Here is a 15,197-nt window from a genome sequence, read left to right on the forward strand (position 1 = left end):
GATCCGATCTCAGCGACTAGCTGACTAAGCGAAGGCCCCGGAGGAGACTCCGGGGCCTTTTGCTTTGGTGGCTCACCCGAGGAGGGCCTTCACCGGTTCACGGCTCCGGACGAACACGTTATCCTGGTGTCCGAATTCGGGGTGAGCTCTTGATCCGCAAACGCCATATCGTGCTGGCCCTGGCCGTCCTGACGACCGCCTGCCAGAAGACGCCCGATCCGCCGTCCACGCTCGACGTCCCGCCCGGGCTGGGTGATCGCGTGCGGGTGCTCAGCGCCGACGCCCTGGTCATCGACGGCAAGCACGTGCGCCTGGCCAACGCCTATGCGCCCCAGGGCGTACCCGACGCCCGGTGCTGGGCCGAGGCCGCCGCCGCCAAGCAGGCCACGCAGTGGGTGCGCCAGCGCATGCACGAGGCGCGCGACGTGACCGTCCAGCCGACCGGCGGCTTCGACGAGTTCCATCGCGAGCTGGCCGTGGTCCAGCTGGACGGCGTGGACCTAGGCCAGCTGATGTTCGAGACCGGCCTGGCCAGCCGGCGCAGCACCGGCCGCGACAGCCGCTTCCCCTGGTGCGAGCCGATCAGCGCCAAGGCCCCGGACGCCCCGGTGGTGGGCTCGCTGCTGGACGACAGCAAGCGCTAGGACGGCTCGGCGCCGTCCGTCACGAACGGACGGACGACGCCGGCTTCATCACAGACGATCGACCGGCGACAGCGTCCCCTCGGCCTCGCGCGGGGTGGTCATGCGCGAGAGCTTGGGGGTCAGCCAGCGCTCGATGTCGTCGACGATCTCGTAGACCACCGGCACCAGCACCAGGGACAGCACGGTCGAGGTGATCAGCCCGCCGATCACCGCCACGGCCATCGGCTGGCGGAACTCCGAACCGGTGCCGATGCCCAACGCCGTCGGCAGCATGCCGGCCATCATGGCCAGGGTGGTCATGATGATCGGCCGGGCCCGCTCGTGGCAGGCGTCGAGGATGGCCTCGCGCTGGCTCATGCCGGCCCGCTCCTGCTCGATGGCGTACTCGACCAGCAGGATCGAGTTCTTGGCCGCCAGGCCCATCAGCATCAGGAAGCCGATCAGCGACGGCATCGACAGCGACTGGCCGGTGACCAGCAGGGCGAAGAACGCGCCGCCGATCGCCAGGGGCAGGGCCGACAGGATGGTGATCGGCTTGAAGAAGCTGCGGAACAGCAGGACCAGCACGCCGAACACCAGCCCCACGGCCGAGAGCAGGGCGACGGCGAAGCCGGTGAACAGCTCGACGAACGCCTCCTGGTCGCCGGCCGTGGCCGGGCCCACGCTGGCGGGCAGGTGCTTCATGGTCGGCAGCTTGCCCACGTCGCCCATCGCCTGGCCCAGCTGGGCGCCGTTGGCCAGGTCGGCCTCGATGGTCACCTGACGCTTGCGGGCGAAGCGGTCGATCTTGGCCGGACCGGCCTGGAACGACAGGTCGGCCACGGTGTCGAGCCGGGTGGTGCCGCCGCTGGCCGTGGGGATGCGCAGGGCGCCCAGGGCGTCGAGGTCGGCGCGGGTCTCGGCCGGCAGGCGCACGCGGATCGGGATCCGCCGCTCGCCCTGGGTCATCTTGGCGACGTTGGCGTCGATGTCGCCCACCGTGGCCACGCGGGCGATGGCGGCGATGTCGGCGGCGCTGACGCCCAGGCGGGCGGCCTCGTCGGGCTTGGGCCGGATGACGATCTCCGGACCGCTGGGCGGCGAGGAGGGGCGCGGATCGGCCACGGTGGCCAGGCCTTGCATCTCGCGCTCGATCTGGGCGGCGGTGCGCTCCAGCAGCGGGCCGTCGTCCGAGATCAGGATGGTCTGGACCTCCGACGTGCCCCAGTCGCCCAGCAGGTTGACCCGGGCGTCGGGGATGTCGTGCAGGCCGTTGCGCACCGCCTGCTTGATTTCGGTCACCGTCATGTCGCGCTTGCCGTTCAGCACGATGGTGACCGTGGCGTCGCGGATGTCGGCCCCGCTCTGGCCGCCCCAGCCGCTGCCGATGTTCGACCCGACCTGGGCGAAGACGTGGGCGGTCTCGGGACGCTTGCGGAACATGGTGGTCACCGCCTGGACGGTGCGGTCCATGTCGGCCGTGGTCGCCCCGGGCGGGCCCTGGACCTTCAGGTAGTAGTAGTTGGCGTTGCCGGCCGGCTGGAAGGCCGTGGGCAGGAAGGCGGCCAGGGCGAACGAGCCGATCAGGATCACCGTGCCGATGATGATGCTGAGGAAGCGGTGATCCAGCGACCAGTCCAGCACGCCGCGATAGAAGCCCTGGAAGTCGCGCCGCGGGTGCGGGTCCTTGGAGGGCTTGAGGAAGTAGGCGGCCAACAGCGGCGTCAGCAGGCGGGCGACCACCAGCGAGAACAGCACGGCCACGGCGACGGTCAGGCCGAATTCCTTGAAGAACTGGCCGGGCGTGCCGGGCATGTACGAGACGGGCACGAACACCGCCACGATGGTGAAGGTGGTGGCCACGACCGCCAGGCCGATGGCGTCGGCCCCCTCCATCGCCGCCATGAACGGCCTCTGGCCGCGCGCGACGCGTTTCTCGATGTTCTCGATCTCGACCACGGCGTCGTCGACCAGGATGCCGATGACCAGGGTCAGGGCCAGCAGGGTCACGACATTGAGCGAGAAGCCCATGATCGACATGAAGGCGAAGGTGGGGATCAGCGACACCGGCATGGCGATGGCGGTGATCAGGGTGGCCCGCCATTCGCGCAGGAACAGGAACACCACCAGCGAGGCCAGCAGCATGCCTTCCAGCAGGGTGTGCTCGGTGGCCGCGAAGCTGGCGCGGGTCTCGTCGACGGTCGAGAAGATCTTCACGAACGTCACGCCCGGCTGCTTGGCCTCCAGGGCGTCCACGGCCTTCTTCACGCGGTCCTCGACGGCCACGTCGCTGGAGTCGCGGGTCTTCATCACCTGGAAGGCGACCACGGGCTTGCCGTCGAGGCGGGCGAAGCCGCGCTCCTCTTCCGAGCCCTGGCCGACCTGGGCGACGTCGGTCAGCTTCACATAGCGGCCGCCGGCCACCGGGATGGTGATGGCGCGCAGCTGCTCGACCGTGGTGGCCGCGCCCAGCACGCGCAGAGTCTGCTCGCGGCCGCCGATCTTGGCGCGGCCGCCGGGGGCGTCGACGCTGAAACTGGCCAGGGCCTGGTTCAGCTGGGGCGCGGTGACGCCGAAGCTGGCCATGCGGTCGGGATCGATGATGACGTTGATCTCTCGATCCACGCCGCCGACCCGGGCCACCTGGGCCACGCCCTTCTCGCCCTGCAGGGCGCGGGTGACGGTGTCGTCGATGAACCACGACAGCTCGGTCGCGCTCATGCCCGGGGCCGAGACGGCGTAGGTGATGATCGGGGCGCTGGTGATCTCCAGGCGCTGGACGATCGGCTCGTCCACCTCGCGGGGCAGCAGCGAGCGGGTCTGGTCGACCTTGGAACGCACCTCGTCGGTGACCTTCTGCAGGTCCTCGCCGAGGTTGAACTCGATCGTCGTGGTCGAGGCGCCCTGGACCACGGAAGACCTGATGGTCTTGACGTTGGAGATGCTGGCCACCGCGTCCTCGATGGGGCGGGTGACCTGGGTCTCCATCTCGCCGGGCGCGGCGCCGCTCTGGGTGACCGTCACGGTCACGGCCGGGAACTCGACGTTCGGGAACTGCTTGATGGGCAGGCCCAGATAGCAGCCGACGCCGGCGATGATCAGGGCGATGAACAGGACCGCGACGGGGATCGGGTTCTTGATCGCCCAGGCCGAGACGCGGAGTTCGCCTGTCTTGTGTTCGTCGGCCATCAGCGCGCCGCCTGCTGAGTGGTGGCCGCGGGACGGATGACGTCGCCGTCGGTGACGAACGAGGCGCCGCCCAGCACGATTCGGGTCCCGGCCGGCGGGCCCTGGACCAGCTGGGCCCAGCCGCCGCCCTTCTGGCCGACCTTGATGGCGACCTGATGGGCCTTGTTGTTGCTGTCCACGGTCATGACGTACAGGCCGTCGGCCTCGTAGCGGATGGCGGACTCGGGGACGGCGGTCACCGACGCGCCCGAGGCGCCGAAGGTGGCGCGGCCGAAGCCGCCGGGGCGCAGGTCGGGCCGGACGGGCAGGCGCACGCGCACCTTGCCCAGGCGGCTGGCGCTATCGACCCGGGGGCTGACCAGGCGCACGACGCCGGACACGGCCTGGCCGCTGGGCAGACTGACCTGGACCGGCTGGCCGGCGCGGATGCCCGCCAGGTCGGCCTCGTTGACTTCGGCGTCCAGCTCGACCAGGCCGTCGCGGGCGATGGTGAACCAGGGCGTGGTCCCGCCACCGGCGATCTGGCCCGGCTGGACGCCGCGCTGCAGGACCAGGCCGCTGACGGGCGCGGTGATGGTCATGCGCGAGACGCGGGTGCGCAGCTCCTTCAGGGCCGCTTCCTGGGCCTTGGCCTGGTAGCGGCGGGTCTCGATCTGCTCCTGGCTGAGCACGCCCTGGCCGTCCAGGCCCGAGACGCGCCGGGCCTCGGCGTCGGCCTGGGCGGTGACGGCGGCCTGCTGGTCGACCTGGGCCCGCAGCAGGGTGTCGTCCAGCTGGGCCAGAGGTTGGCCGGCGCGGACATAGTCGCCCTCGTCGGCGTAGAGGCGGGCGACGCGGTAGCCGGAAAGCTCGGAGCCGACGGCGGCCTCCTCGCGCGAGACCAGCAGGCCCGAGGCCTCGACCCCGCCGCCCAGCGGCCGGGTCTCGACCGAGCCGACGCTGACGGCGCGGGCCGCGGCGGCGGGGGCTTTCGGAGCGGCTTTGTCCTTCTTCTCGCCGCAGGCGCTCAGGCCCGTCGCGGCGATCAGGATCATGGCGGCGAGCGCGGTGCGGGTCGTCATGGGGGAGGGGCTCATTTGGCGGAGACTTGGGTCGGGGTGGTGTTCTGGGGACTGTTCTGGGCGGACACGACGGCGTCGGGCGTCCAGCCGCCGCCCAGGGCCTTGTAGGTCTGGACGGCGTGCAGCAGGGCGTCGGTGCGCGCGTCGGTCAGGGCCGTGCGCGACAGGCGCCAGGACTGCTCGGCCTGCAGGGTGGTGGTCAGGTCGATCAGGCCCAGGCCGTAGCCCTTGCGGTTGGCCTGATAGGCGCGTTCGGCCCGCGCCTCGCCGGCGGTCAGCACCGCCACGCGGCGCTGGTCGGCGGCCAATTGCAGCATGGCGTTCTCGGCCTCGCCATAGGCGGTCTGGATCGACTTCTCGAAGGCGATCGCCGCCTGCTGGGTGCGGGCGTTCTGGGCGTCGATGTCGGCCAGCAGGGCGGGGATGTTCAGCACGGGGATCGAGACGTTGGCCCCTATGGTCCAGGCCGAGCTGGTGGTCGAGGTCTTGCCGCCGCCGCCGCCCGCGAACGGAAACGAGGGCTGGACGCTCTTGGTCAGGCCCACGCCCGGCGTGATGTTGAAGGTCGGCAGCAAGGCCAGTTCGTCGATCTTCAGCGTGCCGGAGGCCGAGGCCAGGCGGGCCTGGGCTTCGCGGACGTCGGGACGGCGGCCCAGCAGCTCGCCCGGGATGGTGGCGGGGACCGGCGGGGCCAGGTCCAGGCGGGCGTCCACCGGCAGGCTGGCCAGCGGATCGGTTCCACGCCCGATCAGGATCAGCAGGCTGCGCCGGGCCGAGTCCAGCTGGGCCTCCAGGTTGGAGACCCGGGCCTGGGTCGAGGCCAGGTCGGACTCGGCGCGGTCGGCTTCCGACGTGGCGATCAGGCCGGCGTTGGCCTTCTTGACCGCGAAGTCGCGCAGCGAGGCGTTGATGCGCTCGGTCTGGCGGGCGTCGTCCAGCTGGACGGCCAGGCCGCGCGCCTGGAAGTAGGACTGGGCGACATTGGCGGCCAGCGAGGCGCGGGCGCCCTCGTAGGCGAAGCGGGCGGCGGCGAAGTCGTTGTCGACGATGCGCATGCCGGCGCGCTTGCGGCCGAACAGGTCCAGCTCCCACGACACGTCGAAATTGGCGGCGTAGTTCTCGCTGTCGCCGCCCTGGGTGAAGCCGGCGGCGCCGCTGCTGTCGAGGATCTCGGTGTGGGTCTTGCCGGCGCTGCCGGTCAGCGGTGTGCCCGGGATCCAGATCTGGCGCACCTGGCCCTTGCGGACGGCGCGCGCCTCGTCCAGCCGCGCCGAGGCGGTGCGGGCGTCGGGGGCCTTCTCCAGCGCCGTCTCGATCAGGCCAGTCAGCTGGGGGTCGTTGAAGCTGGTCCACCAGTGGTCCAGGTCGGCCTGGGCCGCACCGGCAGGCGCCTCGTAGGCGGCCGGCAGGCGGGTGTCGGGCGTCGGGCGCGGGGTGTTCACGCAGCCGGCCAAAGCCAGACCCGCCAGGCTCAGCGCCAGAAGCGAGGCTCCGGATCGGAATGGCCGAGGGCGCTGGCGCTCTCCGGTCATGATTTCACTCATCAACTCTCACCTGAAGCGGGACCGAAGGGGGAGGACGGTCGGCGTGATCTCAACAAGGGGTCTCGGAAGCGGACGGGGTGGCGATGGCGCCGTAGACGTCAGCGACCTGGTCCAGGAAGCGCTCGATGACATGGCGCTCGCCCGGGGAGAGGCCGGCGATGACGCCGTCCAGGCCGTCCAGCATCGGCGCCAGCTGGGCGAAGGCCCGTTCGACCGAGGCCTCCACGGGTACGATGCAGACCTTGCGCCGGTCGTGGGCTCGTCGTTCGCGGGCGACGTGGCCGGCCCGTTCCAGGCGGTCGACGATCTGGGTGGCGGCGGCGGTCGTCACCTTCAGGTGCCCGGCCAGCTGGCCGGGCGTCATCGGGCCGTTGTTCAGCAGCTGCTCCAGGGCGGCCATGTCGGTGACGTTGACGCCCAGGCTTTCGCCGATCTTGCGGCCGATTTGGCGCGTCAGCATCGAGATGGTCTTCAGGCGCTGACCGATGGGGTCGCGGGGCACGTGTGAGGTGCGCCATACGCCTTTCGTCGAACCGGGATCGCCTGTCGTCATGGAGGCGATCCATATTGTTAAGTGATTTAATAGTCAAATCGCTTAGCGATATGATCGGCCGCAATGCGTGGGCCGCTCGCTCGGCCGCCAGGACAATCATGGCCAGATCCCCAAGAAGCCGAGCGCGGGACTAACGCGAACGACCGTCGTTCGTTCAATTGGGGACGAGGGCGGCGGGATGAAAGGGCGGGACGTCATCGCTTTTTTCTCCTGCCGGCGCCGGGGGATGCAGGGCCCCCATCCGGCGGTCGCGCATCGGTCCTTCCTGGAGATGACGAACGAAGGCGCAGCTTTGCGACACGGCGCGGCGATTATTTCGCCGACCGGTTCCAGCTGGGCCGTGCCGCGTGTTCGAAGGGGCGGCGCCGATGCGCGGTTGACGTGGCGTCAAAACATACCGCATCATCGAAACAGATGTTCGACTTCACGGTCGAGCTTCCGCCCGCGCGGAATTGCGGGCTTTCAGTCAAGCGTTTCCAGTATCCGGCCCAGGGGGACCCCAGAGTTGTCGGCGCGCGAATACGCATCTTCAATTTTCGAAACGCGTCCCCGCGACGACGTGGGGGCGAAGGCCGCCGCGAGCGCCGGGCGACGCGCGAGACGCGCCGCCGACTAGGTTTCCCGAAGCCCAAAAGACCTGCGTTCAAAAAAAGCAGCTCGGGAGGGAAGACCATGAAGAAAGCGATGTTCCTGCGCGGGGCCTCGGCCCTGACACTTGTCTTGGGCATGGGGGCCGGCGCCGCCCACGCCCAGACCAGACCCTCGAACGACCAGGGACCGGTCATGGTGGAAGAGGTCATCGTCACCGGTTCGTTCATCAAGGGCACGCCCGAGGACGCCTCGCTGCCGGTCGACGTGATCGGCGTCGAGGACCTGCAGAAGCAGGGCTCGCCCTCGACGGTGGAGATGCTCAAGGCCCTGCCGGTCTCGAACGGCGTGCTGGGCGACACCAATCAGTTCGACGCCCGAGCCCAGGGCTCGGAAGGCTCGGGCTCGGTCAACCTGCGCGGCCTGGGCTCGCAGCGCACCCTGGTGCTGCTGAACGGCCGGCGTCTGGCGATCAACCCGCTGGCCGCGGCCGGGGCGGGCATCGTCGACACCAACATCATCCCCGGCGCCGCCATCGGCCGGATCGAGGTGCTGAAGGACGGGGCCGCGGCGACCTACGGCTCGGACGCCATCGCCGGCGTCGTCAACTTCATCACCCGCAAGAACTTCAACGGCCTTGAGGCCGGGGCCGACTACCGGTTCATCGACGGCTCGAAGGGCGACTACGGCCTGAACGTCACCTACGGCAAGGTCTGGGACCGCGCCAACCTGCTGGCCAGCATCGGCTGGCAGCATCGCTCGAAGCTGACGGTCGCCGACCGCGACTGGGCCAACAAGCCCTATCTGGACAACCCCGAGGCGGGCTGGTCGGCGGCGGGCAACCCCTCGACCTTCATCCCGGCCGCGGCCTCGACCACGGGCTTCCGCGATCCCAGCTGCTCGTCCCTGGGCGGCTACGCCGGCTTCAGCGGCCTGACGCCGGTCTGCTACTGGCACTACACGCCGTTCGACAACCTGGTCGAGAAACAGGACGCGCTCCAGGCCTATGGCGAGATCAACGCCGACCTGTCGGACAAGACCAAGTTCCACATGGAGGCCCTGGTCAGCCACACCGACGTCCCCGACTGGAACACCTCGCCGTCCTACGCCGCCCTGGCGGTTCCGACGGCCGAGGTCGCGCTCGCGCCGTCGCTGGTCGGACGCTACTACGTGCCGGCCAACAACCCCGGCCTGATCGCCTTCATGGCCGCCAACCCCACCATCGTCACCACCAGCCTGGTGACCGGGGCCCAGACCACGGTGCCGTCGGCGATCCTGGCGGGCGGGGCGATCAACGCGGCCAACCGGCCCTACGGCCTGGGCGGCAATCCGGCCTTCGGCTACGGCCCCTCGATCGGCGCGCGGTCCTACAACGCCTATCGCGTGTCGGGCGACCTGTCGGGCGAGTTCGACAACGGCATCGGCTGGGACCTGGCCCTGACCTATTCCCAGGAGGTGGGCATCCGGACCGGCTACGACACGCTGGTCAACCGCTTCCAGCTGGCCCTGCGCGGCCTGGGCGGTCCGCGCTGCGACACCGACCCGGCCACCCCCGGCATCCAGGGCGTGCCTGGCGTCAGCGGCTGCCTGTTCTACAACCCGTTCGCCAACGCCATCCCCGGCAACGCCATCACCGGCGTGGCCAATGCGGGCTACAACGCCAACCTGGCCAACAGCGAGGAGGTCACGCGCTGGTTCTTCCAGAAGCTGACCACCAAGCAGGCCTCGCGCCTGTTCGTCGGCGAGGCGGTGCTGAACGGCAAGACCAACATCACCCTGCCGGGCGGCGACATCGCCTGGGCCGCCGGGGTGCAGTACCGCCTGACCTACTTCAAGTCCGACTACAACGACATCTCCAACGCCCTGATCAATCCGTGCGTCAACACGCCGGACTACGGGGTGACCAACTGCACCGGCTCGGTCCGCAACGGGCCGTTCATGTTCCTGGGCGTGAACACCCCGGCCGACAAGCAGAGCGACGTCATGGCCGGCTTCGGCGAGCTGTCGGTGCCGATCACCGAGGACCTGCAGATGCAGCTGGCGGCCCGCTACGAAGACTACGGCGGCCCGACGGGCTCGACCTTCAATCCCAAGGTCGCGCTCCGTTGGCAGGCCACGCCCTGGATGGCGCTGCGCGGCTCGGCGGGCTCGACGTTCCGCGGTCCGCCCGATCCGCAACTGGTCACCTCGTCGGTCACCTCGCTGCAGAGCATCCTGGGCGTGTTCCGCGCCGTCGACATCTACGGCAATCCCAACCTGCAGCCGGAAAAGGCCGACACCTTCAACGCCGGCGTCCTGTTCAACGCCGGCAACTTCAAGGCCAGCATCGACTACTTCCAGTTCGACTTCGACAAGCCGATCGTGGCCGAGCCGGTGGGCGGGATGGTCAACGCCCTCTATCCGAACGGCGCGACCGGGGCCAACAACTGCGGCAACCCCGCCTATGCGGCCCTGCAGGCCCGGTTCACCTTCACCACCGGCTGCAGCACGATCTCGTCGCTGGCCCGCCTGAAGACCTATTACGTCAATGGACCGTCGATCAAGAATTCGGGCGTCGACTTCTCGGCCGACTACATCTTCGAGGACGTGATCGGCGGCGATCTGCGCCTGGGCGCCAACGCCACCTGGATCTCCGAATACAAGATCGACGCCCAGACGGTGGAAGGCGTGGTGGTCACCCCCGCGTTCGACGCCGTAGGCCAGCTGAACTACCAGACCATCGCCGTGCCGATCCCGCAGTGGAAGGGCGACGCCTTCGGCGAGTGGACCCGGGGGCCGCACAACGTGCGTCTGACGGTCCACTACATCGACAGCTATGTCGATCAACGCACCGCGCCGTTCGCGGCCGGGGCCTACAAGGACTCCACCGGCGCGCCGGTGCAGGTGGCGGCCGGCAAGAAGATCGACAAGCAGATCCTGACCGACATCTCGTATCGGGTGTTCCTGCCCTGGGACACCACCCTGTCGGCGACGATCACCAACATCTTCGACCAGGATCCCTCGTACGCCCGCCTGGACCTCGGGTACGACCCGTTCACGGGCGACCCGCTGGGCCGGACCTACAAGTTCGGCATCAAGAAGAAGTTCTAGAGCCGTCGGCGGGAGGGGCGGCTCAGGCCGCCCCTCTTCTCGATCACGCCGTCCCGCGTTGTCGGATCGCGAAGGCCTCCGCCGGATTGGCGACCATCAGCGTGTTGATCTCCGCCGGGGTGAAGCCCTTGGCCCGAAGCGCCGGCAGGAATTGGGTGAAGATCAGCTCGTAGCTGCGGGCCTGACCGCCTCCAGCTTGGCCGACATTGTACCAACCCGCGTCCTGCGAGATGAGCACGCGGTTCAGCAGGCCTTCGTCCCGCAGGCGGGTCACCAGGCCGACGTGCTGGTCCATCGACTTGGCGTCGATCCCGTCGAACTCCACCCAGGCCTGGCGCCGCGCCGCCGCGATATGCCGCGTGACGTCCGGCTCGTTCTGGGCGTGGATCCAGATCCAGGCGGACGGGTGCACGCCTTCCTTCTCCAGGACCTCCAGCTGCTCGAACGCCGAAACGGCCGGACCGGTATGGGCGCCGATCGTCAGGCCCGTCCGTTTGTGAGCGATGGCGCCGGCGCGGATCAGCTTGCGCTCGACCTCGCTGAGCGGACCGCCGTTGAAGCCCAGCTTGATGAAGCCCGGCCGGACACGGGTGCCGTCGATCCCGTCCTTCCATTCCAGCACCCAGCGCTCGGCCAGGGCCTCGGCGGTGTCGGTGAACACCCAGGGCGGCAGGTGGGTGTTGTCGAAGGCGGCGTAGTTGCCCGTGACCGTCAGGATGTTGAGCCCGCTCTCCCGCGCCAGGCGCTCCAGCAGGATCGGGTCGCGACCCAGATAGGCCGCCGTGGCGTCGACGAAGGTCCGGCAGCCGCGCGCCTTGAGGCCGAGCAGGCGAGGCAGGACGACCTTCACCACCTCGTCGCGGTCATAGGGCAGGGGCGCCTTGGCCCACTCGGCATAGGTCTGGAAATTCGCCAGGATGTGTTCATGCACGAGCGTGACGCCCATCTGGTCGGCGTGCATCTGGCCTCGGACGGTCATGACCTGCGGCTCGGGTCCGTACTCGTCCCGCGCCAGGGCCCTCGCGCGGCCACCGACCACCAGGATCGCGGCGGCGCCGAAGATCCCCTGAACCAGGTCCCGCCTGTGCATGACCGCTCACCCCGTCCGACCACGGCCGCGAGTTGAGCTGGAAATTACGGCAATGAAAAGTCGTGGCGCGGCCTAGCGCGTGAACAGCCCCGTCAGCAGCGGCCGGGCGAACAGCCGGGCCGCTTCCTCGCGCTCCAGCCCGGGGACCCAGATGCCCAGCGAGGCGGCGGCGTTGAGCATCGAATTGATCATGTGGGCCGCGATCATCGGATCGACCGCCCGCACCGAGCCTTCGGCCACGCCGTCCGAGATGATCGCCGCGAAACGTTCGGAGCCGCGGGCGTAGCCCTGGGCCATCTCGGTGCGGATCTCGATCGGCAGGGCGCCCATCGACGAGGCGCGCAGCAGCGGGCCGTGGTCCGACAGCTGGTAGGCGACCAGGGCGGCGGTCGCCGACGACAGCTGCTGCCAGCTGTCCTTGGCCAGGTCGCGGGCGTCGATCTGGGCCTTGCGGGTGACGGCGAAGGTGCGCTCGAAGCATTCGACCACCAGGGCGTCCTTGTCCTCGTGGTGGTGGTAGAACGAGCCCTTGGTGACGTTCAGCTGGGCCGAGATGTCCTCGACCGAGGCGCCGCGATAGCCGCGCTGGTTGATCAGGCGGGTGGCGGCGACCAGGAAGGTCTCGCGCCATTCCTGGCCCTCGGGCGATTGCGGCGTCGGATCGGGCAGGGTCAGCGGCGCCCAGGCTTGGGTCGAGCCTTTCGGCGCTAGGCCGTTGACCAGGATGTCGTACATCTTGTCGCGCACGCGGCCGTAGTCGTCGACGTCGTAGCGACGCAGCCACGAACCCGACCAGAACACCTGCTCGAGCAGCAGGTGGGTGCGGGCGTTGCGGTCGCGCTTGTCCAGATGGTCGAACTCGGGCCCCTCGAAGAAGCCGCGAACCCGGCGGAAGAGGTCGTTGAACGCGCCCTGCACCGAACCGCGCAGCGGCTCCTTCAGGGCCCGCATCTCGGTGAAGCTGGTCAGGGGCGCGGCCTCGCCCAGGCGCACCCGACGGTTCAGGTCCAGATAGAGGTCGAGGAACTTCAGCAGCCGGCCGGGGGCGTCGGGCGCCTTGGCCGCTTCGGTCACCAGGGCGTCGAACCGCTCCAGGCCGCGCATGAAGCAGGCGGCCGCCAGGTCGTCCTTCTTGCGGTAGTAGTAGGTGACGCTGGTGGTGATCAGCCCGACCTTGGCCGCCACGTCGGCCAGGGTCATGCCCTTGACGCCCTGACGGTTCAGGATGGCGGTCGCGGCGGCGAGGATCGCCTCTTTCTTCTTCGCGTACCGCTCGGTGGCGGGGCTCGCGATCCGGCCGTCGTCCATGTGTCGCCCCCTAGTTCGCGGCCTCGCGCGCGTCCCTTGGACCCGCTGGTCCAATTTAGGAAGCCCTGACTTCACGACAAGGCGCGCGACTCGCTTCGGCGCCGCTTTCGTGGGCGCGGAATCTTGCGCCCGTGTTGCAGGATTGAGGCGGCGAGGTGGTTCGAAGGTCTAGGACGCCAGGGGAGTCCGCTCCGGGAGGGCCTCTTCGCGGTCGGTCTGGCCGAGCACGGCGGCGATGGCCTGGACCAGGGCGGCGGGCGACAGGGGCTTGGCCACCGCGCCGTCCATGCCGGCGGCGAGATAGGACGCCTGCTGGTGGGCCAGGGCGTTGGCGGTCATGGCGATGATCGGGGTCGCGCCCGCCTCGCCGCCCAGGGCGCGGATGCGCCGCGTGGCCTCGACACCGTCCATGCCCGGCATCTGGATGTCCATGAAGATCAGGTCGTAGCCGGGACCGCCGCGTTCGACGGCCTCGACGCCCAGGACGCCGTCCTCGGCGGTCTCGACGACCGCGCCCATGGCCTCCAGCAGCCGGCCGGCGATCAGGCGATTGGTGGCGTTGTCCTCGACGATCAGCACGCGCAGGCCGGCCAGCAGGCCGGTGTCGGCCTCGATCGGCGCGGCGGCCTCGGAGGCGGGCGGGGCGGCGATCTCCAGCCAGAACAGCGAGCCGCCCTCCGGCGGGCTGGTGAAGCCGACGTCGCCGCCCATCAGAATGGCCAGGCGCCGGGTGATGGCCAGGCCCAGGCCCGCGCCGCCGAAGCGGCGGGTGGTCGAGCCGTCGGCCTGGCTGAAGCGCTGGAACAGGCCCTCGGCCGTTGCCTGGTCGACGCCCACGCCGCTGTCCTGGATCTCGAAACGCAGGCGCCGCGCGCCGGGCGGACCGGCGGTGGTCAGGCGCGCCTCGACGCCGCCCTCCAGCGTGAACTTCACGGCGTTGCCCAGCAGGTTGAACAGGCCCTGGCGCAGCCTGAGGGGATCGGCGCCGACCCAGCCGATGCCGGGATCGACCGTGACGGTCAGGCTCAGGCCCTTCTGCTTGGCCTGGGGACGCAGCAGGTCGGCGACGCTTCGCAGCAGGGCGGCCGGGTCGATCGGCTCGGGATTCAGCTCCAGCTTGCCGGCCTCGATCTTCGAGAAGTCGATGATGTCGTTCAGCAGCTCCGACAGCATGGCGCCGCAGCCCAGGGCCTCGGTCAGCAGCTGGCGGCCGTCGTCCGACAGCTTCTCGCGCTTGAGCAGGTGCATCACGCCCAGCACCCCGTTCATTGGGGTGCGGATCTCGTGGCTCATATTGGCCAGGAACTGCGACTTGGCCTCGGCCGCGCCGAGGGCGGCGTCTCGGGTGGCCACCAGCTCGGTGACGTCCTGGCTGATGCCGATCACGTCCCAGGCCTTGGCGCTGGAGCCGCGCACGCCGCGCCAGGCGGCTCGCATCCAGATCCAGGACTGGCTGGAGGGATCGAGGTAGCGATAGGTCTGGATGTGGTGGTCGCCCGTGGCCAGGGTCCGGCTGAAGGCTTCCCAGACGGCCTGACGCTCTTCGGGATGGGTCGAGGCGGTCATCTCCTGGACCGTCATGATCCGGACCCCGCCCTGGGGCGAGGAGGGCGTGGGGATGTCCTGCTCGAAGATGTAGACGCCCTTGCGCGGGTCGAACCGCCAGACATAGACGCCCGCCGTGTTGCGCAGCAGCTCGTTGGCGCGCTCGGACTGCTGGCGCTCGATCCGGCGGGCGCGATCCTCGGTGAAGTCCTGGAAGACGATCAGCAGCGCCTCGCGCCCGAACGCCTCGGGCAGCAGCTTGGACTGCGAGCGGACCCACAGCCAGCCGCCGCCCTTGCGGGCCAGGCGGTGCTCGGAGCGGGCCTCGCCCTCGGCGCGCAGGGTGGCGCCGATGCCGCGGATGGTGTCGGTGTCGTGCAGGTGGAAGAAGTCGCGGATCGGGCGGCCCAGGGTCTCGTCGGGCGTCCAGCCGGTCAGGGTGGTCCAGGCCGGATTGACGCGGACGATCGCGTCGTCCTCCAGCACCACGAACATGTCGAGGCTGGTCTCGAAGAACCAGTCGGCGGCGGCCTGCTCGATACTGAGGCCGCCGGGGGTCTCGTCGCGCAAGTGCTTGCCCATCCCCGTTCCCTAGTTTTCAATCGA

At 69.7% G+C, this 15,197-nt stretch carries 9 protein-coding genes; 2 read left to right on the forward strand and 7 right to left on the reverse strand.

Annotated features, from left to right (window positions below; all coding sequences use genetic code 11):
- Positions 1 to 149: 149 nt before the first annotated feature.
- Entirely contained in the window at positions 150 to 644 is a 495-nt protein-coding gene (locus tag WAE60_RS10365; protein ID WP_029914524.1) for a nuclease, read from the forward strand.
- A gap of 48 nt (positions 645 to 692) precedes the next feature.
- Here WAE60_RS10365 and WAE60_RS10370 read toward each other — a convergent pair whose 3' ends face one another.
- The 4 genes from WAE60_RS10370 to WAE60_RS10385 all read right to left on the reverse strand — a co-directional run bounded on the left by WAE60_RS10370 (position 693) and on the right by WAE60_RS10385 (position 6,877).
- Positions 693 to 3,812, reverse strand: a complete 3,120-nt coding sequence (locus tag WAE60_RS10370; protein ID WP_337686196.1) for an efflux RND transporter permease subunit — start codon at positions 3,810 to 3,812, stop codon at positions 693 to 695.
- Complete coding sequence (locus tag WAE60_RS10375; RefSeq protein ID WP_051695817.1) at positions 3,812 to 4,888, reverse strand: efflux RND transporter periplasmic adaptor subunit; 1,077 nt, start codon at positions 4,886 to 4,888, stop codon at positions 3,812 to 3,814. Before WAE60_RS10375 ends, WAE60_RS10370 begins: the two co-directional genes overlap by 1 nt.
- Positions 4,885 to 6,405 (reverse strand): TolC family protein, encoded by a 1,521-nt coding sequence (locus tag WAE60_RS10380; protein ID WP_337686200.1) that lies wholly within the window; start codon positions 6,403 to 6,405, stop codon positions 4,885 to 4,887. Before WAE60_RS10380 ends, WAE60_RS10375 begins: the two co-directional genes overlap by 4 nt.
- 61 nt (positions 6,406 to 6,466) lie before the next feature.
- On the reverse strand, positions 6,467 to 6,877 hold the full coding sequence (locus tag WAE60_RS10385) for a MarR family winged helix-turn-helix transcriptional regulator (RefSeq protein ID WP_337686201.1): 411 nt from the start codon (positions 6,875 to 6,877) through the stop codon (positions 6,467 to 6,469).
- Between the two features lie 765 nt (positions 6,878 to 7,642).
- Here WAE60_RS10385 and WAE60_RS10390 point away from each other — a divergent pair.
- Complete coding sequence (locus WAE60_RS10390) at positions 7,643 to 10,648, forward strand: TonB-dependent receptor (protein WP_337686203.1); 3,006 nt, start codon at positions 7,643 to 7,645, stop codon at positions 10,646 to 10,648.
- Between the two features lie 43 nt (positions 10,649 to 10,691).
- Here the strand turns inward: WAE60_RS10390 and WAE60_RS10395 are convergent, their stop codons facing one another.
- The 3 genes from WAE60_RS10395 to WAE60_RS10405 all read right to left on the reverse strand — a co-directional run bounded on the left by WAE60_RS10395 (position 10,692) and on the right by WAE60_RS10405 (position 15,173).
- Entirely contained in the window at positions 10,692 to 11,738 is a 1,047-nt protein-coding gene (locus tag WAE60_RS10395; protein WP_337686204.1) for a hypothetical protein, read from the reverse strand.
- 72 nt (positions 11,739 to 11,810) lie between these two features.
- Positions 11,811 to 13,046 (reverse strand): TetR/AcrR family transcriptional regulator, encoded by a 1,236-nt coding sequence (locus tag WAE60_RS10400; protein ID WP_337686207.1) that lies wholly within the window; start codon positions 13,044 to 13,046, stop codon positions 11,811 to 11,813.
- A 168-nt stretch (positions 13,047 to 13,214) separates the two neighbouring features.
- Positions 13,215 to 15,173 carry a response regulator gene (locus tag WAE60_RS10405; RefSeq protein ID WP_337686208.1) on the reverse strand — a complete coding sequence of 653 codons (1,959 nt, stop codon included), beginning with the start codon at positions 15,171 to 15,173 and terminating at the stop codon, positions 13,215 to 13,217.
- Positions 15,174 to 15,197 lie beyond the last annotated feature (24 nt).

It is taken from the genome of Caulobacter sp. CCG-8 (genome assembly GCF_037402475.1).
Taxonomy (GTDB): domain Bacteria; phylum Pseudomonadota; class Alphaproteobacteria; order Caulobacterales; family Caulobacteraceae; genus Caulobacter.

Coding starts and splice junctions, on each gene's coding strand:
- WAE60_RS10405 (WP_337686208.1), bottom strand. CDS start 15,173: ATGGGCAAGCACTTGCGCGACGAGACCCCCGGCGGCCTCAGTATCGAG.
- WAE60_RS10395 (WP_337686204.1), bottom strand. CDS start 11,738: ATGCACAGGCGGGACCTGGTTCAGGGGATCTTCGGCGCCGCCGCGATC.
- WAE60_RS10385 (WP_337686201.1), bottom strand. CDS start 6,877: ATGCTGACGCGCCAAATCGGCCGCAAGATCGGCGAAAGCCTGGGCGTC.
- WAE60_RS10375 (WP_051695817.1), bottom strand. CDS start 4,888: ATGAGCCCCTCCCCCATGACGACCCGCACCGCGCTCGCCGCCATGATC.
- WAE60_RS10390 (WP_337686203.1), top strand. CDS start 7,643: ATGAAGAAAGCGATGTTCCTGCGCGGGGCCTCGGCCCTGACACTTGTC.
- WAE60_RS10400 (WP_337686207.1), bottom strand. CDS start 13,046: ATGGACGACGGCCGGATCGCGAGCCCCGCCACCGAGCGGTACGCGAAG.
- WAE60_RS10380 (WP_337686200.1), bottom strand. CDS start 6,405: ATGACCGGAGAGCGCCAGCGCCCTCGGCCATTCCGATCCGGAGCCTCG.
- WAE60_RS10370 (WP_337686196.1), bottom strand. CDS start 3,812: ATGGCCGACGAACACAAGACAGGCGAACTCCGCGTCTCGGCCTGGGCG.